Source organism: Oceanicaulis sp. UBA6590, assembly GCF_002433705.1.
GTDB lineage: Bacteria > Pseudomonadota > Alphaproteobacteria > Caulobacterales > Maricaulaceae > Oceanicaulis.
On record NZ_DJIQ01000022.1, the window covers coordinates 218,476 to 241,581 of the forward strand.

The 23,106-nt window shown below is 63.5% G+C and carries 17 protein-coding genes; 11 read left to right on the top strand and 6 right to left on the bottom strand.

The window, feature by feature from the left end; translation table 11 throughout:
* The first annotated feature begins 1 nt into the window (after nt 1).
* Nucleotides 2-1,786, top strand: a complete 1,785-nt coding sequence (locus tag B2Z70_RS04790; RefSeq protein ID WP_292981647.1) for an N-acyl-D-amino-acid deacylase family protein — start codon at nt 2-4, stop codon at nt 1,784-1,786.
* A 130-nt stretch (nt 1,787-1,916) separates the two neighbouring features.
* Here B2Z70_RS04790 and B2Z70_RS04795 read toward each other — a convergent pair whose 3' ends face one another.
* Both B2Z70_RS04795 and B2Z70_RS04800 read right to left on the bottom strand, forming a co-directional pair.
* Nucleotides 1,917-2,675, bottom strand: a complete 759-nt coding sequence (locus tag B2Z70_RS04795; protein ID WP_009802888.1) for an SDR family NAD(P)-dependent oxidoreductase — start codon at nt 2,673-2,675, stop codon at nt 1,917-1,919.
* 8 nt (nt 2,676-2,683) lie between these two features.
* Nucleotides 2,684-4,999, bottom strand: a complete 2,316-nt coding sequence (locus B2Z70_RS04800; RefSeq protein WP_292981650.1) for a penicillin acylase family protein — start codon at nt 4,997-4,999, stop codon at nt 2,684-2,686.
* A gap of 124 nt (nt 5,000-5,123) precedes the next feature.
* Between B2Z70_RS04800 and B2Z70_RS04805 the strand changes: the two genes are divergently transcribed.
* Entirely contained in the window at nt 5,124-5,906 is a 783-nt protein-coding gene (locus B2Z70_RS04805) for an EAL domain-containing protein (RefSeq protein ID WP_292981653.1), read from the top strand.
* Here B2Z70_RS04805 and B2Z70_RS04810 read toward each other — a convergent pair.
* The 4 genes from B2Z70_RS04810 to B2Z70_RS04825 all read right to left on the bottom strand — a co-directional run bounded on the left by B2Z70_RS04810 (nt 5,903) and on the right by B2Z70_RS04825 (nt 11,522).
* Nucleotides 5,903-7,333: a coniferyl aldehyde dehydrogenase gene (locus B2Z70_RS04810; protein ID WP_009802891.1), complete on the bottom strand. Its 1,431-nt coding sequence runs from the start codon at nt 7,331-7,333 to the stop codon at nt 5,903-5,905. The genes B2Z70_RS04805 and B2Z70_RS04810 overlap by 4 nt on opposite strands.
* Before the next feature lie 11 nt (nt 7,334-7,344).
* Nucleotides 7,345-8,952, bottom strand: a complete 1,608-nt coding sequence (locus B2Z70_RS04815) for a GMC family oxidoreductase (RefSeq protein WP_292981656.1) — start codon at nt 8,950-8,952, stop codon at nt 7,345-7,347.
* Complete coding sequence (locus B2Z70_RS04820) at nt 8,949-10,247, bottom strand: serine hydrolase domain-containing protein (RefSeq protein ID WP_292981658.1); 1,299 nt, start codon at nt 10,245-10,247, stop codon at nt 8,949-8,951. Before B2Z70_RS04820 ends, B2Z70_RS04815 begins: the two co-directional genes overlap by 4 nt.
* Nucleotides 10,248-10,382: 135 nt before the next feature.
* A complete protein-coding gene (locus B2Z70_RS04825) occupies nt 10,383-11,522 on the bottom strand; it encodes a PQQ-dependent sugar dehydrogenase (protein WP_292981660.1) in 1,140 nt (379 codons plus the stop codon).
* 97 nt (nt 11,523-11,619) lie between these two features.
* On the opposite strand from B2Z70_RS04825, the gene B2Z70_RS04830 reads away from it, so the two are divergent.
* The 9 genes from B2Z70_RS04830 (at nt 11,620) to argC (ending at nt 23,070) form a co-directional block, all read left to right on the top strand.
* On the top strand, nt 11,620-12,075 hold the full coding sequence (locus B2Z70_RS04830) for a hypothetical protein (RefSeq protein WP_292981662.1): 456 nt from the start codon (nt 11,620-11,622) through the stop codon (nt 12,073-12,075).
* A 294-nt stretch (nt 12,076-12,369) separates the two neighbouring features.
* Nucleotides 12,370-15,102: a TonB-dependent receptor gene (locus tag B2Z70_RS04835; protein ID WP_292981664.1), complete on the top strand. Its 2,733-nt coding sequence runs from the start codon at nt 12,370-12,372 to the stop codon at nt 15,100-15,102.
* 117 nt (nt 15,103-15,219) lie between these two features.
* The gene (locus tag B2Z70_RS04840) at nt 15,220-15,693 is read left to right on the top strand and encodes a hypothetical protein (RefSeq protein WP_292981666.1); all 474 of its coding nucleotides are present in this window, start codon (nt 15,220-15,222) and stop codon (nt 15,691-15,693) included.
* Nucleotides 15,677-16,615, top strand: a complete 939-nt coding sequence (locus tag B2Z70_RS04845) for a sterol desaturase family protein (protein ID WP_292981668.1) — start codon at nt 15,677-15,679, stop codon at nt 16,613-16,615. Before B2Z70_RS04840 ends, B2Z70_RS04845 begins: the two co-directional genes overlap by 17 nt.
* A gap of 275 nt (nt 16,616-16,890) precedes the next feature.
* On the top strand, nt 16,891-18,015 hold the full coding sequence (locus B2Z70_RS04850) for a ferritin-like domain-containing protein (protein WP_292981670.1): 1,125 nt from the start codon (nt 16,891-16,893) through the stop codon (nt 18,013-18,015).
* 146 nt (nt 18,016-18,161) lie between these two features.
* Nucleotides 18,162-19,682, top strand: a complete 1,521-nt coding sequence (locus tag B2Z70_RS04855) for a L,D-transpeptidase family protein (RefSeq protein ID WP_292981672.1) — start codon at nt 18,162-18,164, stop codon at nt 19,680-19,682.
* A gap of 90 nt (nt 19,683-19,772) precedes the next feature.
* A complete protein-coding gene (locus tag B2Z70_RS04860) occupies nt 19,773-20,780 on the top strand; it encodes an N-acetylornithine carbamoyltransferase (RefSeq protein WP_292981674.1) in 1,008 nt (335 codons plus the stop codon).
* Nucleotides 20,777-22,129 carry an acetylglutamate kinase gene (locus B2Z70_RS04865; protein ID WP_292981676.1) on the top strand — a complete coding sequence of 451 codons (1,353 nt, stop codon included), beginning with the start codon at nt 20,777-20,779 and terminating at the stop codon, nt 22,127-22,129. Before B2Z70_RS04860 ends, B2Z70_RS04865 begins: the two co-directional genes overlap by 4 nt.
* A complete protein-coding gene (argC, locus tag B2Z70_RS04870; protein WP_292981678.1) occupies nt 22,126-23,070 on the top strand; it encodes an N-acetyl-gamma-glutamyl-phosphate reductase in 945 nt (314 codons plus the stop codon). The genes B2Z70_RS04865 and argC overlap by 4 nt, the downstream gene beginning before the upstream one ends.
* Nucleotides 23,071-23,106 lie beyond the last annotated feature (36 nt).

Below are 23,106 nucleotides of genomic sequence, written 5' to 3' on the forward strand. Positions count from 1 at the left end.
CATGGCGGAGTATGATCTGAAGATCACCGGCGGCATGATCCATGAGGGCGAGGGCGGCTCGCCTTACATGGGCGATGTCGGGATCAAGGATGGCCGCATCATTGCGGTGGGTGATGCGCCGGGCGACGCCGATGAGGTGATCGACGCCCAAGGCTGCATCATCACCCCCGGCTTCATCGATGTGCACACCCATTATGACGGTCAGGCCACCTGGGATGACCGGATGGAGCCGTCCATCAAGCATGGGGTGACCACCGCCATCATGGGCAATTGCGGGGTGGGCTTCGCGCCCGTGCGCAAGTCCGACCATGAGCGCCTCATCAAGCTGATGGAGGGGGTGGAGGACATTCCCGGCACCGCGCTCGCCGAGGGCCTGAGCTGGGACTGGGAGAGCTTCCCCGACTATATGGACGCGCTTGAGAAGACCCCGCGCACCCTCGATGTGGCGGCGATGGTCGGCCACGATCCGCTGCGCGTCTATGTGATGGATGAGCGCGCGAGCTTTGACAAGCAGGCCAATGACAACGAGATCGCGAAGATGCGAGACCTTGTCTCTGAAGCGCTGGATGCGGGCGCCATCGGCTTCGCGACCGGGCGCTCGGACCTGCACCGCACGGCGGACGGGGAATGGACCCCGGCGTCCGAAGCCACCACCAAGGAACTCACCGGCATCGCCAGCGCCTTCAAGGGGCGTGATCACGGCGTCATCCAGGCGGTGTCCGATTTTGACCTGGAACGTGACCAGTCCCGTTTCGATGAAGAATGGAAGGTCGTGGAAGAGTATGTCCGCGCCGCAGGCGGACGTCCCTTCTCCATGTCCCTGATGCAGCGCGATTTCGCGCCCGATCAATGGCGCAAGATCCTCAACGGGCTCGAAGCGCTGGACAAGGAGGGCTATACCGTTCGCGCTCAGGTGGCGCCGCGCGCCATCGGGGTCTTCCTGGGGCTGCAATGCACCTTCCATCCCTTCATGGGCTTCCCGGCCTATAAGGAGATCGCCCATCTGCCGCTCGATGAACGGGTGGGGGTGATGAAGACGGACGCCTTCCGTCAGAAGATCCTCAGCCAGAAATCGGACAAGCTCGCCGGGCCCGGCAGCTCGGTCCCGCCCATCGCCGATCTTCTCATCGAGAACATGGAAATGGTGGCGGGCAAGCTCTTCACCCTGTCCGAGAACCCGGATTACGAGCAGCCGCCCGAGCAATCGATCGGCGCGAAGGCTGAACGGCGCGGCGTGTCAGTGTGGGAAGAACTGTTTGATACGGTGATCGCGCGCGACGGTCGCGAGCTGATCTATCTGCCGATCTACAACTATACCGAGCTCAGCTATGACAATGTGCTGACCATGATGCAGCACCCGCTCGCCATTCCGGGCCTGTCCGATGGCGGCGCCCATGTGGGCACGGTGTGTGACGCCAGCTTCCCCAGCTATCTTCTAAGCTACTGGACCCGTGACCGCACCCGTGGACCCCGCATTGCGCCCGAACGCGCCGTGCAGATGCTGACGGCGGACATCGCCGATTATCTGGGTCTGTCTGATCGCGGCCGGATCAAGCCGGGGCTGAAGGCCGATCTCAACGTCATCGATTACCAGACACTCCGCCTGCACCCGCCGCGTCTGGTCAAGGACCTGCCCGCCGGCGGCCAGCGCCTGTTGCAGGACGCCGAAGGCTATCGCGCAACGATCGTTTCGGGCGAGGTCGTGGTGCGCAATGACGAAGTGACGGACGCGCGCCCGGGTCGGCTGGTGCGCGCGGGGCGACAAGAAGCGCTGGCGGCGGAGTAGGTTCTGAAACCCTGGCCAAGCGCAGCGCTGAGCCAGGGACTCCATCAGAATAGGGCGCTTAAGGAGGAAAGAGGTCCCGGGTCTTCGCTACGCTCGCCCGGGAATTCAGACACTGTTGGGCGTTCAGCCCCTACCTCACATAGCTCGCGCCATTGACGTCAAAGGTCGCGCCGGTGGCGCTTTTGCAGGCGCCTGAGAGCAGAAACGCGGTGAGCTGACCCAGCTCGTCCGGCGTCGCCATGTCGCCATAGGGCACTTCGGCGAGCGCCGCCTTGCGGTCATCAGGGTCCTGCGGCGCCATTTCGGTGTCGATCCAGCCTGGCGCGATGGCGTAGGCGAGCAGGCCTCGTCCTGAATAGGCGCGCGCCAAAGTCTTGATCATCGCGATCAGACCGGCTTTCGAGGCCGCGTAGGCGGGATGGTCTGCGTCATCGCCGCGGTGCCCCGCGCGCGAGCTGATGGCCACGAGTGAGCCGCCGGGGGCGCCATCCACCCAGTCCTGCGCCGCGCAGCGGGCGAGGTCGGCGCAGCTTTGCAGATTGATCTGCAGGGTGCGCGCCCAGTTCTGCCGCCAGATATCGGCCGGGTCGTGCACATTGGAGGCTTCGAAGACGCCATGATTGAGCACAAGGCCGTGGATCGGCCCGTCGGCGATGGTTTTGGCCTGTTCCCAGGCGGGTTCCGCCGCGGCGGGATCTGAGAAATCCGCCTTGACCAGACCGATCGCCTTGTCGCCCAGCTCGCTCGCCATCGACTTGGCGGCCTCGGTGTTGCGGGCATAGCCCAGGATCACCCGGCCGCCGGCCTCGGCGATCTGGCGGGCGATGCCGGCGCCGGCGCCGCGCGAGGCTCCGGTGACGAAGACGGTCTGGTTTTCAAGACTGATCATGGCGGGTCCTATTGCGGCGTCAGGGTCAGGACATGGCTGCCTTCCGGCGCGGATGCAACATCCCAGTCATCGCGGATCTCGAAATACTCGCCCGCCGCCCATCGCGGGGCGAGGTCGCCATGATGGGGCGACAGCGGGTGCCCGGACTGGCCGGGCGCAAACATGTAGAGCGAGTTGTTCAGGTCCGACAGGTCATAGATCGCCCGCAAGGACGCGGCGTGGAAGACGTCATAGCTGCCCGAGGCATAGCTGAAATGGGCCACATTGATCGTGGCGCCGTCGCCGGGCACGGCGACGCGGTTGGCGAACATGGAGCCGATCAGCGGCAGGCTGTCGAACGGATGGTCGAAATCGGCCACATGCATATCGCCCCAGCGCCAGCTGTCCATGTCACGGCCAAAGGCGTCCGCGGTTTCCGCCATGGCGGCGTCGAGGGCCAGACCGGCGGTGATGGCGCAGGTCTCCACCGCATCGGTGCGCACATCATCACACCAGGCCGACGCCTCGCCAATCAGCACCTCTTCCAGAAAGGCGCGGCGGGGCTGGTTGAAGGCGACGGCGAGGGTATCCAGCTCGTCATTCCAGATCGCGCCTGACAGCACGCGCAGCCAGGCGGAATAGATAAGGGCTTCCGGGCCGTCCGCGTCGAGCGATCCATCCCAGGACTCCAGCCGGGCCAGGGCTTCTGCGCCCAGCTGACTTTCCGGTTCCGAGCCGAGCAGCATGGGCAGGATGCGCAGCGCCTGTTCGCTCGTCACATCCATCTGCAGGGTCTTGAAGCTATCAAGGCTATGACGTTCGCGGGCGTTCAACAGCTGCTCGATGCGCGGCGCGCGATAGGTCGCGTAAGAACCCGGCAGCGGATAGGGATAGTCCGGCCCGGCTACGAGATTGTTGCCCGAGGCGATGAAGCCGCCTTGCGGGTTGCGGACCCGCGGCAGCTCTTCAAACGGGATGAACCCCGTCCAGTCGCCGTTCTCGTCGCGGATCGGCAGCAGGCCGGCGGTGGTGTAGCCGATGGTGCCGTCCACACTGGCGAAATGCATGTTCTGCATGGGGGCGGTCCAGCCGCGACCGGCTTCAACGAAGTCGTCAAAGGTCTCGGCCTGCATGATGGCGAGCGTCGCATCCGCGACCCGATTGCCCGGCGCGGTGACGGTGGAGCGGCGCACCACGATGGAATCCTCGTCAAACCCGCGCAGATCGAACCATTGCGGATCGAGCACCGGACCGTCCTCGGTCTCCTCAACCGTGATCGTCACCGGCTCGCTGCGGCCTTTGACGGTGATGGTCTCGGTGCGGGTGGTGATCGTTTCGGCGCTGCGGTCGCGCTCGAGAATATCGATCACGTCAAAGCCGGTATTGGTAAAGCCCCAGGCGGCGTGAGCATTGCGGCCCAGAATGACGAAGGGGGCGCCGGGCACCGTGCCGCCGATCACCGGGCCGTAGGACAGGTTCAGGCGCACATAATACCAGATGGCCGGGGTGCTCAGCCCCAGATGCGGATCATTGGCCAGAAGCGGGCGACCGGTTTCCGACCGTTCGCCGGAAATCACCCAGGCGTTCGAGCCGGGCTGGTTGTCTGATTGCGCGGCGGGGGCTTCAGCGGGGGGAAGGGCTTCGGTCTGAACCTCGCCAAAGCGGGCGCGCATATCCTCGGCCTTCAGCATGGTCGGCGCCCAGTCGGGGAAACTCATGGTGAACTGGGCCAGTTGTTCCGCCGACAGGATGTCGTCCAGAAGCGCCCTGTCGGTATCCGCGCCAGCACCGGCGGCCAGGTCATGGGCCAGCAACACGACGATGGCGGCGCTGTCCTCAAGGCTCCAGCCTTCCGGCGCGGTGCGCAGGACGGCGTATTCGGGCGCCACCGCGCCCTCGGCCACACGCGCGTTCACGCCCGCCACATAGGCCTCCATGAGCGCACGCGTCTCATCAGACAGGTTGGCGACAATGTCCTCGGTCAGGCGCCGAAAGCCATAGGTGCGGGTTTGGGCGTCAGCGCGCAGATAGTCCTCGCCGAACAGCGCCGACAGCTCGCCACGCATATAACGGCGCGCCAGATCCATCTGAAAATAGCGTTCGCTGGCATGCACATAGCCAAGCGCCGCCATCACATCGGCGTCGGTTTCGCCAAAGATGTGGGCGATGCCGTTTTCGTCGCGCACCACCTGGGCTGGACGCTCAAGCGCGGAGAGGGCGACTTCGCCGGTCTCGCGGGGTTTGGAGGCGTTGAAGCGCTCCACCAGCCAGGCGCCGACGCCCAGCACGATGATCAGGGCAAGCGCGATCACGCCCACGACAATCCGAATGATCCAGGTTTTCACGATCAGCCTCCCCAGGGCTTTCAAGTTACGGCGCAACACTCTCGAACGTCATGCGCAGTCGCATGACACTCTTCATTAAGTTGTACATGCGAGAATTGAACAAATAGCATCAAGGTCTCCGACAATGAGCACATCAACCGCAACCCCGCTTTGTGAAGAAGCGATCTGCCGTTGTGCAGAGCCGTTTCCCGAGCGTTTGAGTTTCGCCTTCCAGCCCATTATCGACTTCAAGTCGCGGACGATCTTCGCCCAGGAAGCCCTGGTGCGCGGCCCTGAAGGAGAATCCGCGGGTTCGGTTCTGTCCAAGGTCACGACCGAGAACATGCACGCCTTCGACCGGCATTGCCGCATCCAGGCGCTCAAGTCTGCGAGCCGGACGCTGGCGCGACGGGGCGAGCTTCTGTCGCTGAACACCATGCCGAACGCCGTCTATGATCCGGCGACCTGTCTGCGCACCACGCTGGCTGCCGCGACGGCGAACGGTTTTCCCATTGATCAGATCATGTTCGAGATGACCGAGCATGAAGCGGTCACCGATCCTGACCATTTCGCCATGATCGTTCGGTCCTACAAGGATATGGGCTTCACCACGGCGCTGGATGATTTCGGCTCGGGGGGCGCGGGCCTGACGCTGCTGGCCTCGGTCATGCCCGACATCATCAAGCTCGACATGGCGCTGGTGCGCAATGTTCACATCAGCCCGGTCAAGCGGACCATTCTCTCGGCTCTGGTGGAGATCTGCGACAGGTTCGGCATTCGCATCATCGCCGAAGGCATTGAGGTGAAGGCCGAGGCGCGTGCGCTGCTGGATCTGGGGATCACCCTGTTCCAAGGCTATTATTTCTCCAGACCGCAACTGAACGACGCCCCGACCGCGGATGACATCAACTGGTCCCTTGCCGGCTAGCCGGCCTGCAGTTTCTTGAAGAATTCAAAGACCTTGCCATAGGGCGGACGCACGAGGCGGCTGGGATGCCAGACCGGGGCCTCGAACACGCCGCGCTCATGGGTGAAGGTCAGGAACCCCGCCTCGCCATGATAGGCGCCATAGCCGGACGCGCCGACGCCGCCAAAGGGCAGGTCCTCGACCGACAGGTGCAGAAGCGGCAGGTTCACCGCTGCGCCGCCTGAAATGGTCCTAGCGAGGAAATTTCGCGCCGTCTGCTTGGATTTCGACCAGATGTAGAGCGCCAGCGGACGATCGCGTTCATTGATGAAGCGCGCGGCGTCCTCCAGCCCGTCATGGCTGAGCACCGGCAGGATCGGTCCGAAAATCTCCTCCTGCATGAGCTTGGAGTCGAGCGGCGGATCAACGACCACAGTCGGGGGGAAGATGCGGGTATTGCCGGCCTTCGCCTTGTCGAACGCCAGCTGGTGAACTTCAGCGCCGGCTTCGCGCACTTCCTCGACCATCTGGCTGAGGCGCGCATGATGGCGCTCGGAGATGATGGCGGTGTAGTCCTCATTGGTCGCCACATCAGGCCACATCTGCGCCGTTTCGTGCATCATGGCGTCCACAAAGCCCTTTTCAGAACCGCGTGGGACAAGCGCATAGTCAGGCGCGACGCAGGTCTGGCCCGCATTGAGGAACTTGCCCCAGGCGAGGGTCTTCGCCGCTTCGGCCGGATCAAAATCGGGGGCGATGACTGCGGGGGACTTGCCGCCCAGCTCCAGCGTGACCGGCGTCAGATTCTCCGCCGCCGCCTTGGCGACGATGCGACCCACCTGGGTGGAGCCGGTATAGAACAGATGGTCAAAGGGCAGGGCGGTGAAGGCGCTGGCCTCTTCCGGACCGCCCTCGATCACCGCCACATGATCCTCGCTGAACAGCTCGGCCAGGGTGGATTTGATCAGAGCCGAGGTGCGCGGCGTGAACTCGCTGGGCTTGATCATCACCCGGCAGCCTGCGGCGAGCGCAGCGACCAGCGGCGCGAAGGCGAGCTGCATGGAATAGTTCCAGGGCGAAACGATGCCGACGACGCCCTTGGGTTCACGGCGGATATAGGCGTTGCCCGGCGCCAGCGTCATCGGCACGGATACGCGCTTCGCGCTCATCCACTTGGCCAGGTGCTGGCGCGAGTGCTTGGCGGTGGCGATGGTGAAGCCCAGCTCGGCCAGCGCCGTTTCAGACTTGGAGCGACGCCCGAAATCGGCGTCGATCGCGTCGGCGAACTCATCCCCGCGCTCTTTGACCAGCTTTTCGATCTTCTCAAGATCGGCCTTGCGTTCAGACAGGCTGCGATGGCGTTCGTGCTCAAAGGCCGCCCTCTGGCGCGCAAAGACATCCTGCATGGCGTCAATGGAGGCGGAGGGGCTGGCTTGGGTATCAGGCATGAGAGCTCTCCCTAGCTCGAACGGATCATGTCAGCGGCGCGTGTCGCGATCATGATGGTGGGGGCGTTGGTGTTGCCGCCGACAATACGGGGCATGACAGAGGCGTCGACCACGCGCAGACCCTTCACGCCGCGCACGCGGCATTCGGGATCGGTGACAGCGAGCTCTCCGCGTCCCATCGCACAGGTGGATGTGGGGTGGTAGAGCGTCTCGGCGCGGTTGCGGACTTCATCCGTCAAGGCGGCGCGACCGGCCTGGGGATCCGCAGGCAGGTCCAGCGCCTGGAACTCGCCGTCAAAAGCGTCGCTCAACAGGATGTCGCGCGCGATCTCCAGGCAATCGGTCATTACCTCAACATCCTCTTCATGATCGAGATAGTTGGGATCGATCATGATGGGGGTGCGCGGATCGGCGTCCTTCAATCTCAGCTGGCCGCGGCTTTGCGGGTAGAGATGGCAGGCATGCAGGCTCATCCCGTGACCGGTCATCGTTTCACGGCCATGCGGGCTGGCGAGGGCCGGAATGAAGACCAGCTGGATGTCAGGCAGATCGCGGGCGCGGCTGGAGCGGATGAAGCCGCAGCCTTGCACCGGATTGACGGTGAAATTGCCGGTGCCTGTCAGCGCCCATTGCAGGACGTCGCGTGCGGTGGCGGGAAACTTCCGCGCGGAATAGCCGATTGAGGCGGCGGATTTCGTACGCGCCCGCGCCAGGATGTCGAGATGGTCCTGCAGGTTTTCACCCACGCCGGGCAGGTCATGCTCGACGCTCACGCCCACCTCGCGCAGATGGTCCGCCGGTCCGATGCCGGACAGCATCAGCAGCTGAGGCGAATTGATCGCCCCGCCCGACAGGATCACTTCGCGACGCGCCGTGACGGTCTTCATCTCGCCATCGATCTCGATGAGCACGCCCCTGGCTTCGCCGTTTTCCAGCACGACCCTGTGGGCCATCGCATCGGTGACGACGCTCAGGTTCGGGCGTTGCATGGCGGGTTTGAGAAAGGCGTCGGCCGCGGACCATCTTTTGCCGGCCTTCTGGGTCACCTGATAGGTTCCGAAACCCTCCTGGCGCGCGCCGTTATGGTCGTCATTCTCGGGAATCTGCCGGCGGCGGCAGGCTTCGAAATAGCGATGGGTGAGCGGGTTGAGCGGGCCGATGGTCTTGACGTTCAACGGGCCGCCCTGGCCGTGGAACGGACCGCCATGGTTCTCGTTGTTCTCGACCGCCCTGAAGGCTTCCAGCGCCGCATCGCCATCCCAGCCGGTTGCGCCGTAGGCGCTTTCCCATTCGTCGTAATTCTCCAGCGCGCCTCGCATATAGTGCATGGCGTTGATCGAGGATGACCCGCCGAGAGTCTTGCCGCGCGGCCAGTACAGCGCGCGATCATTCAGATTCTTTTGCGGCTCGGTCCAGTAATCCCAATTGATGGCGGGATTGGTGATGGCGAACTGCAAGAGCATGGGCGTCTTGATGACCGCCTTGTTGTCAGAGCCGCCCGCTTCGAGCACGCAAACAGTAACGTCCCGATCCTGGCTCAGGCGTTCTGCGAGCACGCAACCGGCCGACCCGGCGCCAATGATGACATAGTCAAATTCCAGCCCGTCGCCGCCGCTCATGGTTGCGGCTCCATCTCAACGGGCTCGGTAGAGGGGGCTTCGGGGTCCTTCTCCCCGTCCCGAGATGCGCCGTGAACGTCGAACCGGCTCAGGGGCGCGACCGAGCTGGCGATGGCGCGGAAGACGGCGGTCATCTCGACATTGCGATCGGTCCAGTTCGGATCGCCCGCATTCTGGGCGATGACGAGATCGCGCTTGCGATCCATCCAGATATACTGGCCGAACACGCCGGCGGCGTAGAATTCCCGATCATAATCCTCCGGGATCCAGAAGTGCAGGCCATAGCCCCTATGGGCGTAGCGGCTGGCGCCGGGCTCATGAGACGGGGTCGGCGGTGTCGAGACCATGTCCACCCAACCTTCAGGCAACAGGCGCTCACCGTTCCAGACGCCATCCTGAAGATAGAGCTGGCCCAGGCGCGCATAGTCCTCGCTGCTGGCCTGCAGACAGCAATAGCCGATGGCGACGCCTTCAGGGCCCGGTTTGTGCTGCAGCCAGCTGGCCTCGTTCTTCATGCCCAGCGGCGTCCACAATTCGCGCTCCATGATCTCCGCAAGGCGGCCCTCATAGACATTGCGCACCACGGCCGAGAGCACGTGGGAATTGGGACTGATATAGTGGAAATCCTCGCCCGGCGTCCGGTCGCGCTCGATGCGGGCGATCATCTCGTCCGGATTGCGGCGCAGGATGAAGGCGTTGAAAAACAGCGGGCGGACGTCGGACGGCGCGTCAGCGCTGTACTCTTCATTGAAGTCCATGCCCGAGGACATCATCAGCAGGTGACGCAGGCTTGTCGCGCCATAATCGGTCCCGGCATATTCGGGGGCGTATTGCTCGACCGTGTCATCCAGGCTGGCGATCCGGCCTTCATGCAGGGCCTTGCCAATCAGGGTCGCGACAAAGGACTTGCCCACGGACCAGGAGGTGAAACGCGACTGCGCGCCCGCATCATGACCGTAGATCTGGGCGACGACCTCTCCCCGATGCAGCACGGTCAGGCCGGTCACCTGGGCTTCTTCTAGATACTGGTCCAGGGTCTTGGTCTCGCCCTGCCACTCATACTGAATGTCGAGCGGGCGCAGCGCATGCGGAAACGGGGACGGCGCATCCGCCGCGATGAAGGTGTGCGGCAGGAACTCATCCATGCGCTGATAGGTCTGCGGGTATTGCGCGGGATCATCCAGGGCGCGAATCCGGGCCGGGGCGTAGTCCGACCAGGGACGATAATACCAGCCTGCTCCAACAAGTCCGAGCAGGACAAGCGCCGAGATGATCACGGCCACAAAGCGCATCATGTGTTCTCTCCCCGAAAACGTTCGCCCTATCTCACCGCAATCAACGGGGCGGGCAAATCATCTTTGGCCAGAGTGAACACCTTTCAGAGAGTGAGCGCCAGTCAAAACCGGTCGCTTCACCCTGAGCTTGCCGGGTCAGTCGGCCGGGGTCAGTCGGAGAATTTGCCCCTCGGGCGATTCGGCGAGAAGCCAGATCGCTCCATCCGGTCCGTTGAGAACCTGTCGGATGCGCTGGCCGCGTTCAGACAACAGACGCTCCTCGCTCACAACGACGCCATTCTCGACATCGAGCCGATGGAGCGCCTGTCCAGCCAGTGCGGAAACCAGAAGATCGCCTTGCCACTCATCGAACAGATCGCCGTCATAAAGCGCCATGCCGGACGGCGCGATGGACGGCGTCCAGACCCATTCGGGGGCGTGAAAGCCGTCATGATCGAAGAAGGGCGAAATCCGTGCGCCATTGTAATCCATGCCCATGGTGGCGATGGGCCAGCCATAGTTGTCGCCCGGGACGATGCGGTTGAGCTCATCGCCGCCGCGAGGGCCATGTTCGTGAGTCCAGATGGCGCCGGTCGCGTCATTCAACGCGATGCCCTGCATGTTGCGGTGGCCATAGCTGTAGACGTAGGCGGCCAGCCCGCCTTCCTCGAAGAACGGATTGTCTGCGGGGGCGCCGCCATCGGGGTTCAGTCGCAAGAGCGCGCCCAGATGGTTGGTCCGAATCTGAGCCTGTTCGCGATACGCGAAGCCTTCGCCCGCCGTCATCAGCAAGGTTCCGTCAGGCAGAAAGGCCAGCCGGGCGCCGTAATGGGCGTTGGTGCTGCGCATGGGCTCGGCGCGAAAGAGCGTCTCGCCGTCCATGAGGGCGCCATTGTCAAAGCGGGCGCGGTAGAGCGCGGGCGTATTCGCCTCTGCAGTCCCGGAGGCATAGCTGAGATAGACATGACCGTTCGTGGCGAAGTCCGGGCTCAGCGCCAGGTCAAAGAGGCCGGCCTGTCCTTCGGCGAACACATCCTCGGGCCCGCCTTCGACATCGCTGAGAGAGCCGTTGCGCAGCCACTTCACGCCGCCATTGCGTTCGCTGACCAGGGCGGAGCCGTCCGGCAGGAAGGCCATGTCCCAGGGCGTGGCGAGCCCCTCCGCCACGATCTCCACCTGATAGCGTGCGGGATCGATGTCTGTCGCGGGCGGGGCCGCTTCCGGCGCCTGCGTGCAGGCGCTGAAGACCGGCGCCAGGGCGATCAGGGTGATGACGGATTGGCTCAGTCGGATCATGATGGTTCCCCCGCGCATGGGTTTGCGGCACTCTCTGGCCTTCATGCAGAGCGCACTATGAGCCCAGCGGGACGAGCGCGCAAAGGGGGAATGGGTCATGACGATCATCCGGCTGATCTTGGGCTATCTGGCGGCGGTGCTGATCATGGTGGCGCTGGGCGTTATCGCGCAAAGCCTGTTTGTCTTGTCGGGCCTGAAGGCCGTCGGCGCGGCGATCGGGCTGATGGAGGGCGTCGCGATGATCGTCGACGACCTCATGGGGCTGGGGCCGAACTATGCGATTTTCATCGCCCTGGGATTTGCGATCGCCCTGCCGGTCGCCGCGCTTGCGGGCCGCCTCCTGCCGGCGCCGCGCGCCCTGGTCTTCGCCGCGGCCGGACTGGTCTGCATGCTGGTCATGCTGACCTTGATGAAAGAGGTCTTCTTCGGCGTGCAGATCATTGCAGGCGCGCGGAGCCTGCCCGGCTTCTGGACGCAGGCGATCGCCGGGGCCCTCGCCGGACTGGCGTTCACGGCGCTGACGCCCCCGGCGCGTCGTAGAAAATCCACGTAAACCTGTTAACGCAATCAAGTTGTTAGGGCGGGGCCTTCCTTTGCGCATCCTGTGGATAATGCTGCGCAGCATGACCTCCGCCCCGGCGTGACTTCCTTAATTATATCAACAGCCTGGAGGTGATTTGGGGCAATTTGACCCGACCGGAATTGTGATCTTTGGGCAACGCTGCCGCGCCTAACATAAGAAGATCGCATGACAAACGGCGAAAACCCTGCATAAGCTGAATTCAACTGCGTATAGCGGCCGCATTCAGAACGCCGCGACGCACATCTATCAGGGGAGGAGACCTGGATGACCCGTTTGACCAAAGCCGCCGTACTCGGTGCGACCGCGCTCGCCGCCGGCCTCGTGGCCGCGCCGGCGATGGCGCAGCAACCGGACGTGATCACCGTGACCGCGCAAAAGCGCGAGCAGACCCTTCAGGAGACGCCGGTCTCCGTGGCGGTCGTCACCGACACCGCGATCCAGCAGTCGCAGATTCGCGATGCGGCCGACCTTCAGACCCTGGTGCCGTCGCTGCGCGTGGCCGAGTTCGCCGCCTCCACGAACACCGAGTTCAATCTGCGCGGCATCGGCACGTCGAGCTTCAACCCCGGGCTGGAGCCTTCGGTCGGCGTGTTCGTCGACGGCGTCTATCGTCCGCGCGCGGGCGCAGCGATCAACGATCTGCTGTCCATCGAGCGCGTCGAGGTCATTCGCGGTCCGCAATCCACGCTGTTCGGCCGCAACACGCCGGCCGGCGTGGTCAGCTTCATCACCAAGGAGCCCGAGTTCGAGTTCGGCGGCGACGCCGAGCTGACGGCGGGCAGCTATGGCCAGTTCGTGGCCAAGGCGACCGTGACCGGCCCGATCATCGAGGATGTGCTGGCTTTCCGTCTGGACGCCACCACGCACACCAATGACGGCTATCTGGACAATGTCGCGCCCAACGCTCAGCGCGAGCAGCTCAATGACCGCAACCGCCAGTCCTATCGCGGACAGCTGCTGTGGTATCCGACCGACAACACCGAAGTGCGCGTCATCGCCGATCTGGGCGTGATTGATGAAAACTGCTGCGCGGCGCCCTTCGCCTTCTACGATCCGATCGACCAGGGCGCGCTGATTGCGCTTGGCGGCACGGCGCTTCCGGCCGACCCGCATGACGGCCAGATCGCTGTGGACGGCAATGTGAACACCCAGCTCGACACGGCCGGCCTGTCCGCCCAGATCGATCATGAGTTCGACGGCTTCACCTTCACGTCGATCACGGCGTACCGCACCTATGACGAGAGCCAGAATATCGATGCGGACTTCTCCGATATCGACCTGCTGGGCGCGCGTAACATCGATAACGAATACAACAGCTTCACCCAGGAATTCCGCTTCACGTCCAATGGCGGCCAATTCATCGACTGGATGTTCGGCGGCTTCTATTACAAGAACGAGCTCGAGTTCAATCAGCGCCTCGTCTACGGCGCGGACACCAAGGCCTTCTTCGATCTGGCTTCTGCGGGGCAGGTGGCGGATCTGGTCGCAGCCTTCGGCCTGCCGGCCGGTACGGGCGGCGTGACCCTGACCGAGTTTCTGGTCGGCGCGAACAATCAGCTGGGCGTGAATGGCGTGCCGCTTCTGCCGGCTGGCGGTTATCTGCAGGAAGGCGACGCCCTGCAGCGCGAGAACTATCAGTACGACACCACGTCCTGGTCCGCCTTTGCACAGTTCGACATCAACTTCACTGATCGGCTGACCCTGACGCTGGGCGGCCGGTACACTGAAGAAGACAAGGACATGGAGAGCGTGATCGATATCAACGATCCGATCTCCGCGCTGAGCTTCACCTCGCTGGGCGCCAATCTGCGTCTGCCTGAAGCCTCGCTCTGCCCGGGCTTCCCCGACGGCAATACCTGTCCGTTCCTTCTGACCACGGTTCTGGCGCAGCAGGCTGCGGGCGACGCCCAGCTCGCCGCCCAGCTTGAAGGCGCCCTGCAGGCGTCCGGCATTCCGGGCGCGACCCTTGGCAATCCGCTCATCGTGTATGATCCCACGGTGGCGGCCTTCCTGGCCAACACCCCGTTCAACCTTCTGAACGGCTTCACCGCGTTCCAGAACTTCACCCCTGTGGACGCCAGCCAGTATCCGACCTCGCGCTCGGACGACAATTTCTCCTACAGCGCCATTCTCAGCTATGACGTGACCGATACGTTCAACGTCTATGCGAGCTATTCCACGGGCTTCAAGCCGGGCGGGTTCAACCTGTCCTACGAAGCGGCGGAAACCGGCATCTTCGAGTTCGAGGAAGAGGATGCGAGCTCTTGGGAAATCGGCGCCAAGGGCACCCTGCTCGACGGTTCTCTGGTCTATGCGATCACCTACTTCAACCAGGAGATCGAGAACTTCCAGTCCGAGAACTTCGTGGGCAACGGATTTGCGCTCGACAACGCCGGCTCCATTGAGGTCAGCGGCATCGAGTTTGACTTCAGCTATGCGCCGACCGACCGCCTGTTCTTCACGCTGGGCGGCAGCTATCTGATCGACAACAAGTATGGCGAATACCTGTACGGCCCGTGCCCGGACAGCTCGCCGCTCTTCGGTCCGGTCTATGATCCAGCGGATCCGAAATTCTCCGCCTGTTCCACCCCGCGCACCAATGCGCGCGGCGTCACCGGCACCTTCAATGACCTGTCCGGCGTGGATCGGGGCAGCTCTGAGCTGGTCGCCTCCACCACGGGCACCTATACCCATCCGATCAATGACCGCCTGGACCTGATCCTGCGCGGTGAGGCGCAATACACTTCTGAATTCAACCTTGTGACCAGCCTGGACCCGCGTCCGGTGGCCATTCAGGATGACTTCACCCTGTACAACGCCTCGATCACACTGTCGGCGTCTGACGAAAGCTGGGCGCTGCAGTTCTGGGGCCGCAACATCACCGATGAGGAATACGTCAAGGGCGGTTTCCCCTCGGTCGGTTATCTCGGCGCCAGCTTCAACAACTATCCCGGCGATCCGCGCACCTATGGCGTGACGCTGCGCGCCCGCTTCTAGAGCGGTCGGTTCGGATCTGATCAACGGCGCCGGGGAAACCTGGCGCCGTTTTTCTTGACCGAAACGCCGCAGGGATCAGCTCTTGCTTTTTCGGGGTGAACGGCGTTCAGTTTATCCATGAATGACAGCCTGACATATGTGCTGGCCCTGATCGGGGCGGCTTTCGGCATCGGCCTGATCGTGCTCTTGAACATCGCCATGGGCTGGACGCGCCTCCGTCTGAATACGGAACAGCAGGCCCAGAGCTTTCTGCGGCGCGATATCATGGGCTTTCAGGCTGGCGACGAACAGGCCCTGACGGCGGATCGGTGCGGCTATATCTGCCTGGAGGCGGATCAGGCCCGGGTCGGCCTGGTGCTGGCGCGCGGCGACAACGCCGTCGTGCGGGCGTTGAGGGCCGGCGAACTCCGATCGGTCGAGGCTCAGGGGGCGACCCTTACGCTGACGCTTTATGACTACACCCTGCCGCGCGTGGTTCTGGACCTGGGCCGGGATGGTCAGGCCCAGTCCTGGGCGGACCGACTTCAGACATTTGTGCGCGCGCCGCGGCGCGCGTCCCGCAAAGAGGTCCATCATGCCGAATCTGCCTGATCCGATCCTGTGGGCCATTCCCGGTTTCATCCTGCTGGTGATCGCCGAGATGATCTATGGCCGTCTGACCGGCAAGACCCGGTTCGAGCCGCGCGATACTGCGGCGAGCCTGGTGATGGGGCTGGGCAATACGGTGTCCGGACTGGTTCTGGGCGGGATAGTCGTCGCCTGGTTCGTCTTTGTGGAGCAGTTCGCGCTCCTGGATATCGGCTGGGCCTGGTACTGGTTCGTGATCGCCTTCGTGCTGGACGATTTCGTCTATTACTGGAGCCATCGCTGGGCGCATACGGTGCGCTGGTGGTGGGCAGACCATGTGGTCCATCACTCCAGCCAGCACTACAACCTGTCGACGGCCCTGCGGCAGCCCTGGCTCAACCCGCTGACCCTGAAGTTCATTTTCCTGGGAAGCTGGCTGGTGCTGATCGGGTTTCCGCCGGCGATGATCGCCTTCGTGGCGGCGTTCAATCTGATCTATCAATTCTGGATCCATACCGAAGCGATCAAACGCCTGCCGGCGCCGGTCGAGTGGCTGATGAATACGCCCAGCCACCATCGGGTCCATCACGCCACCAATCCGCGCTATCTCGACCGGAACTATGCTGGCGTCTTCATCATCTGGGATCGTCTGTTCGGCACGTTCGAGCCGGAGACCGACGCGGAAGAAATCCGCTATGGCATCGTTCGCAATCTGGGCACGCATAACCCGCTCACCATCTGCCTGCATGAATGGTGGGGGATCATCAAGGATGTGCGCTCGGCGCGATCCCTGCGGGACGCTCTGGGCTATTGGCTGGGCCCGCCGGGCTGGTCGCCCGATGGCAGCCGGGACACCTCCGCCACGCTCAAGGCGCGCTGGATGGAAGAGCAGGGCCTGACGCCGCCCCGCAAGCCCGATGCGCAACCGCCCGTGGCGGCGGAATAGCGCCCTGCAGTGCAGCATTCCAGAATAGCCTTTTAACTTCAGCGTAAAGTTCTTCGTTGGGGCGCGTCTATGTTGCGCTGCAACTGAAGGCCTTATCAGATTTATTGAATTTCTCCTGTGTTCTGCTGGACAAGGCACCGGCGGCTGATCCAATGTTGAGAAGTGAACGCCGTTCATTGCTTGCGTAAGACGGGCGGGCGGCGGGGAGCGGGCGCGTCCGCTAAAGGCTTTCCTGGGGCGCGCAGGCTCTTCCAGCATCTGGCGGGAGGACCCCCATGACAGCCTTGCGTGACCTTTATCCCATGCCCGGCATCGATCCGCACTGGCATGTGCCCAATGAATTCGACGCTGTCTTTGACTGGCGGTTCGACGAGGGGCGGACCACGCTCATGCATCTGTACCAGAAGGGCAAGGACATGCAGTGGGATGCGGTGAACCGCATTGACTGGGAGCTGGATCTGGACCCCGAGAACCCCATGGAGATGCCCGATGAGGCGGTCTCCATCTATGGCTCGGACGTCTGGAACAAGATGACCAAGAAAGAGCGCATCGAATTGCGTCGCCACACCCAGTCCTGGAACATCTCCCAATTCCTGCAGGGCGAGCAGGCGGCGCTGCTGGCGGCCTCCAAGATCGTGCAGGCGGTCCCTGATCTGGACGCCAAGTTCTACGCGGCCACCCAGGTCATGGACGAGGCGCGCCATGTGGAGGCGTACCGCAAGCTTCTGGGCAAGTTCGGCGTCGCCTATCCGATGACCGACCCGTTGCAGGGGCTGGTCAATGACGCGCTGTCGGATTCGCGCTGGGATGTGACCTATCTGGCCATGCAGGTGGTGATCGAGGGGCTGGCGCTGGCCGCATTTGGCACGATCCGGGATCTGGCGCAGAATCCGCTGGCGCGCATGGTCAACGCCTATGTCATGGAGGATGAGGCGCGCCATGTGGCCTTCGGACGCCTGTCATTGCGCGATTACTACCCCCAGCTGACCCAGAAGGAGCGCGATGAGCGCGAGGAGTTTCTGGTGGAGGCCTGCTACCTCATGCGCGATCGCATGACCCAGTCCAAAGAGATCTACGAGGTATTGGGTTTGCCTGAAAAGGAATGTCAGGAATTCACCGAGAATTCGGAAATCGTGAAACTCTACCGAACGCTGCTCTTCCAGCGGATCGTGCCGATCGTGAAGGATATCGGCCTCTGGGGGCCCAAGATCCAGCGCGCCTATGAGGAAATGGGCGTCCTGCATTTTGCGGAACTCGATCCGCAAGCCCTGCAGGAAGAGGACGAGCGCATCGCCCAGGAAATCGATGGCGAGCAGACGGGACGGGTCGATCCGGGCCGGGCGCGCAAGGACTATATTCACGCCGTCGCACGCGAAGGCGCTGCGGGCGCCGCCGAATAGAGCAAGGGCCGAATAGAGCAAGGTTTGTCAGTTTGCCTCACTCGCCGCCCTGTTGCTTGCACCGGGGCGGCGATTTTTTTTGAGACATCCTTGCTGGAGCCCGGCGTTAACGCCTGTTAAGACTTGAGGATCGGGGGGCGGTAGGAATGATCAGGCTTGTTGTGATCGGCATGGCTTTGTCTCTGGCGCTTCTGGGCGCCGGGCCGGCCGAGGCGGGAGAGCGCAGCTGGACAGCGCGCTGGACCGATGAGGAAATCACAGCCCTGAGCGATGCGCTCTCGGAGGCCTGGACCCACGGGCTCAACCCGTCCGACTATCCCGATCCCTCCATGCTGCGCGAGATGCCCTATGGCGCGCGCAGGGATGAATTGGCGCGCGCGGTCTGGTTCGACTATGCCGAAGATCTGGCCTTTGGCGTGGTGGATCCGCGGGCGCTGGATTCAGACTGGACCGCCCCCATCCATGATGTGGACCTTCTGACCGCCTATGCGCAAGCGCGTGAAGGGCAGGGGATCTATGAAAGCCTTGAGGCGCTGGCGCCCGCTCATCCGGACTATCAGGCCTTGCGGTCCGAGCTGGTCCGTCGCCTGACCCTGGTCGAGGCGCCAATCCTCGTGCCGCCGGGCGAGGCCTTGTCACGCGGGGACCAGGGGCCGCGTGTGGACGCCTTGCGTGCGCGTCTTGCGCAACTTGGATTGCTGGCCGGGCCTGTGGCTGCGGGGGCGCCGTTCGACGGCCGGCTGGAAAGCGCCGTGATGCGCTTCCAGACCCGACACAATCTGGCGGCGGACGGCGAGGCGGGCCCCTCCACCCTGTCCGAGCTCAATGCCGGCGATGCGCGCCGCATCAACCAGATCCGCGCCAATCTCGAGCGCTGGCGCTGGCTGCCGGCCGAGCTCGGGGAACGGCATATCCGGGTGAATATCGCGGACTATCGTCTCGAAGCCTGGGAGAACGGCGTTGTCGCCCGCACGCATGAGACCATGATCGGACAGCGCTATTCCCGAACCCCCGTCTTTTCCGAGGACATGTCGATCATCGAGATCAATCCGTACTGGCTGACGCCGAGCGGCCTGGGTCAACGCTGGCTGCGCACGTTCCGCACCAATCCGGCCTATGCCCTGTCTCAGGGATACAGGCTTGTGGATCTCGATACTGGCGCCCGCGTGGATCCCTATCAGGCGGACTGGGCGAGCCGCCGCTATCGGGTGATCCAGGCGCCAGGGCCGAACAACGCCATGGGGCGGGTGAAATTCCTCTTTCCCAATGTCCACAATGTCTACATCCACGACACGCCGCATCGCGAACTCTTCGCCAATGCGCAGCGGGATGATTCCTCAGGCTGCGTGCGTGTGGAACATCCCGAAGAACTGGCGATCTGGATCCTGTCGGCGGAGGGATGGAGCGCGCAGGCGGTTCGGGAGGCCTTTGATTCCGGAGATACGCGGCGCATCCGCCTGCGTCACGAAGTGCCGGTCCACATTCTCTATTTCACGGCGGTTTCCGACGAGATGGGCCGCGTGCGCTTCATCCATGATGTCTACGACCGGGATGAGCGCCTGATTGCGGCGCTCGATGACCCGCCGCCCTTCCCGCCCGAGCCTGACGCGTCAGCTCTGGTCGAGCCTGTGGACGCGCCCGGTCCTGAGGCGGCTTTGCGCGAATGATGTTATGCCCTGTCTACACAGGGGGTTTGCCAAGATCGTCGTCTCTGACTACACCGCAGACTTTGTTTATTCAGACAAGGGTCCGCAGCCATGCGCCATTTCCTGTCGACTGAAGACTGGTCCCGGAGTGACTTGCAATCGATCATCGATCGGGCGCGAGAGCTGCGATCCAGCCCGATGGGCGATGCGCTGAAGGGCAAGTCCGTCGCGCTGATGTTCTTCAATCCGTCCCTGCGGACGCGGACGAGCTTCCAGATCGGCGTGCAGCAACTGGGCGGCTTCGCCATTGTGCTGGATGCGCAGGGGCAGACCTGGCCGGTGGAGTTCGAGGACGGCGCCATCATGAACGCCGGCCCTGAAGAGCATATCAAGGAAGCCGCTCGCGTGCTGTCGCGCTATGCGGACCTGATCGCCATTCGCTGTTTCCCGAAATTCCAGGACTGGGAGGCCGAGCGCGAGGATCCGTTGATCACCGCCTACGCCAAATACGCCACCGTTCCGGTCATCAACATGGAGACCATCGTCCATCCCTGCCAGGAACTGGCGATGATGATGGCGCTGCAGGATCGTCATGGCGATGTGTCGGGCAAGGACTTCCTGCTGACCTGGGTGCCCCATCCCAAACCGCTCAACACCGCGGTCGCCAACTCCGCCATTCTGATGGCGTCCAAGATGGGCATGAATGTGCGCATGCTGATCCCTGATGACGTCTATCAGCTGGACGAGCGGTACATGGATGCGGCGGAGCGGTTCTGCGGCGAGAACAATGCCCGCTTTACCGTCACCACAAATGTGGAGGAAGCCTATACGGGCGCGCACGCCGTCTACGCCAAGAGCTGGGGCGCCTTGCCGTTCTTCGGCGCCTGGGAGGCTGAGGCGCCCTATCGCGCCAAGGGCGCCGGCTTCATGATCGATGACGCCAAGATGGCGCTCACGGATAATGCCAGCGTCAGCCACTGCCTGCCCATGCGCCGCAATGTGAAAATCGCAGATTCGGTCGTCGACAGCCCGGCCTTCCTGGGCATCGAGGAAGCGGAAAATCGTCTTCATGTCCAGAAGGCTATGATGGAGCGCCTGGTTCAGGACAATCTCGGATGAGCGAGCCCAAATCCTTCCCAGAACGGGGCGGCGCCAACGCGCCGGTCCGGTCCGCGATCGTGCAGCTTCTGTCGAACATGCGCGACGGCAAGGAGATCCGCGAATACCTCAACCGCTTCTCCGAGCTCGATCAGGAACGCTTCGCCGTCGTCAAGGTCGGCGGCGCGATCATCGAGGAAGACCTGGATGCGCTCGCCGCCGCGCTCGCCTTCCTGCAATCGGTCGGCCTTGCGCCCATCGTTGTTCATGGCGGCGGTCCCCAGCTGAATGAAACGCTGGAAGCAGCGGGTTTCCCCGAAGAGCGCAAGAACGGTTTGCGGATCACTCCGCCCGAAGCCATAGGCGTGGTGCGCGACACCCTGACGGCGGTCAATCTCAAACTGGTTCAGGCGGTGCGTGATCATGGCGGCCGGGCGGCGGCGGTGCCCTCGGGCGTGTTCGAGGCCGAGCTGATCGACGAGGCGGGGCTGGGCCGGGTGGGCGAGCCCACCGGCGTGCGACTCGACCTGGTGGCGGCGGCGGCGAAAGCCGGGCAGGCGCCGATCCTCACCTGTCTGGGCGATACCTCTGATGGTCGCCTTGTGAACATCAATGCCGACAGCGCGGTGCGGGCGCTGGTGCACAAGCTGCAGCCTTACAAGGTGGTCTTCCTGACCGGGACAGGCGCGCTTCTGGACGCCGGCAAGCAGCCGATCTCCGCGATCAACCTCGCCACCGATTATGATGATCTGATGGCGTCGGACTGGGTGGCGGGCGGCATGCGGCTGAAGCTGCAGGAGATCAAGCTGCTGCTTGATGACCTGCCGCTGTCGAGCTCGGTATCGATCACCAGGCCTGACCAGCTCGCCAAGGAGCTGTTCACCCATGCGGGCGCCGGCACGCTTGTGCGTCGCGGCGAGCGCATGCTGGAAATCGACCGCTTGGAGGATCTCGATCAGTCCCGCGCGCGCGCGCTTATTCACAAGGCCTTCGGTCGGGCCCCGGTGCCGGGCTATTTTGACGCCATGGCGTTCGATCATGCCTTCGTGACCGAGAACTATCGCGCCGCCGCGATCACGACGCGTCTGGATGACATGGTCTATCTCGACAAGTTCGCCGTGCTCGACGAAGCACGCGGCGAGGGATTGGGCGGGGCGGTCTGGCGGCGCCTCATCGAGTATGCGCCCAAGCTCTATTGGCGCTCGCGCTCCAACAATCCGGTCAACGAGTTCTATTTCTCCACCTGCCAGGGCGCCGTGAAGTCCGGTCCCTGGACCGTGTTCTGGCGGGGTGAGGATGATCTGACGAAAATCCCGGCCCGGGTCGAACGGATCGCGGGGCTTCCCGCGACGCTGGAGGATGGCAAATGAAGACCATCGGACTGGTGGGCGCCCGCGGGCATACGGGACGTGAGCTGATCCGGCTTCTGGCCGAGCGCGATGATCTCAAGCTCGCATTCGCCGTCTCGCGCGCCATGGATGGCCAACCGGTCACCGATCTGGCGCCGGAAGGCCCGGCCGGTCTTCTGTTCGAGGCGCTGAGCCCGGATGAGGTCGCCCAACGCCAGTGCGACGGCGTGATCCTCGCCATGCCCAACGGTCAGGCCGCGCCCTATGTGGCCGCGATCGAAGCGATCAAACCGGACACCGTGATCGTGGACCTGTCGGCGGATTACCGCTTTGACGACAGCTGGGTGTACGGCCTGCCCGAGCTTTATGGCCGTGCGGCGATCACGGGCGCGACCCGGATTTCCAATCCGGGCTGTTATGCCACGGCCGGCCAGCTGGCGGTCGCGCCCATGCGCGAAGCGCTGAGCGGTCCGGCGCATCTGTTTGGCGTGTCGGGTTATTCCGGCGCGGGCACCACGCCCAACCGGCGCAATGACGAAGAGGCGCTCAGGGACAATCTCATGCCCTATGCGCTGATGGGCCATATCCATGAGCGGGAAATGAGCCGTCATCTGGGGCGGGAAGTCCGCTTCAGCCCGCATGTGGCGGCGTTCTTTCGCGGCATTGTTCTGACCGTGCAGATGGAGTTCGCCCGCAGCATCACTGCAGAGGCGTTCCGGTCAGCCTATGAGACGGCCTATGGCGATGAGCCGCTGATCCGCGTGCAGGATGAAGCGCCCGAAGTGATCGAGGGCGCGAACAATCCGGGCGCGGTTGTGGGCGGGTTCGCGCTGAGCGAGGATGGCCGACGGGGCGTCATGGTGTGCGCGCTCGACAATCTGCTGAAGGGCGCCGCGGTCCAGGCGATGCAGAATCTGTGTCTCGGTCTGCGGCTGTCCGAGTTCGAGCCGCGCTCAGCCTGACAGCTTCGTGACTTGGTCTTGAGCGGATTTGCCCCA

What these genes read in the sequence shown, in the direction of transcription:
- B2Z70_RS04790 (WP_292981647.1), top strand. Translation starts at nt 2, where the DNA reads ATGGCGGAGTATGATCTGAAGATCACCGGCGGCATGATCCATGAGGGC.
- B2Z70_RS04795 (WP_009802888.1), bottom strand. Translation starts at nt 2,675, where the DNA reads ATGATCAGTCTTGAAAACCAGACCGTCTTCGTCACCGGAGCCTCGCGC.
- B2Z70_RS04805 (WP_292981653.1), top strand. Translation starts at nt 5,124, where the DNA reads ATGAGCACATCAACCGCAACCCCGCTTTGTGAAGAAGCGATCTGCCGT.
- B2Z70_RS04810 (WP_009802891.1), bottom strand. Translation starts at nt 7,333, where the DNA reads ATGCCTGATACCCAAGCCAGCCCCTCCGCCTCCATTGACGCCATGCAG.
- B2Z70_RS04815 (WP_292981656.1), bottom strand. Translation starts at nt 8,952, where the DNA reads ATGAGCGGCGGCGACGGGCTGGAATTTGACTATGTCATCATTGGCGCC.
- B2Z70_RS04820 (WP_292981658.1), bottom strand. Translation starts at nt 10,247, where the DNA reads ATGATGCGCTTTGTGGCCGTGATCATCTCGGCGCTTGTCCTGCTCGGA.
- B2Z70_RS04825 (WP_292981660.1), bottom strand. Translation starts at nt 11,522, where the DNA reads ATGATCCGACTGAGCCAATCCGTCATCACCCTGATCGCCCTGGCGCCG.
- B2Z70_RS04830 (WP_292981662.1), top strand. Translation starts at nt 11,620, where the DNA reads ATGACGATCATCCGGCTGATCTTGGGCTATCTGGCGGCGGTGCTGATC.
- B2Z70_RS04835 (WP_292981664.1), top strand. Translation starts at nt 12,370, where the DNA reads ATGACCCGTTTGACCAAAGCCGCCGTACTCGGTGCGACCGCGCTCGCC.
- B2Z70_RS04840 (WP_292981666.1), top strand. Translation starts at nt 15,220, where the DNA reads ATGAATGACAGCCTGACATATGTGCTGGCCCTGATCGGGGCGGCTTTC.
- B2Z70_RS04845 (WP_292981668.1), top strand. Translation starts at nt 15,677, where the DNA reads ATGCCGAATCTGCCTGATCCGATCCTGTGGGCCATTCCCGGTTTCATC.
- B2Z70_RS04850 (WP_292981670.1), top strand. Translation starts at nt 16,891, where the DNA reads ATGACAGCCTTGCGTGACCTTTATCCCATGCCCGGCATCGATCCGCAC.
- B2Z70_RS04855 (WP_292981672.1), top strand. Translation starts at nt 18,162, where the DNA reads ATGATCAGGCTTGTTGTGATCGGCATGGCTTTGTCTCTGGCGCTTCTG.
- B2Z70_RS04860 (WP_292981674.1), top strand. Translation starts at nt 19,773, where the DNA reads ATGCGCCATTTCCTGTCGACTGAAGACTGGTCCCGGAGTGACTTGCAA.
- B2Z70_RS04865 (WP_292981676.1), top strand. Translation starts at nt 20,777, where the DNA reads ATGAGCGAGCCCAAATCCTTCCCAGAACGGGGCGGCGCCAACGCGCCG.
- argC (WP_292981678.1), top strand. Translation starts at nt 22,126, where the DNA reads ATGAAGACCATCGGACTGGTGGGCGCCCGCGGGCATACGGGACGTGAG.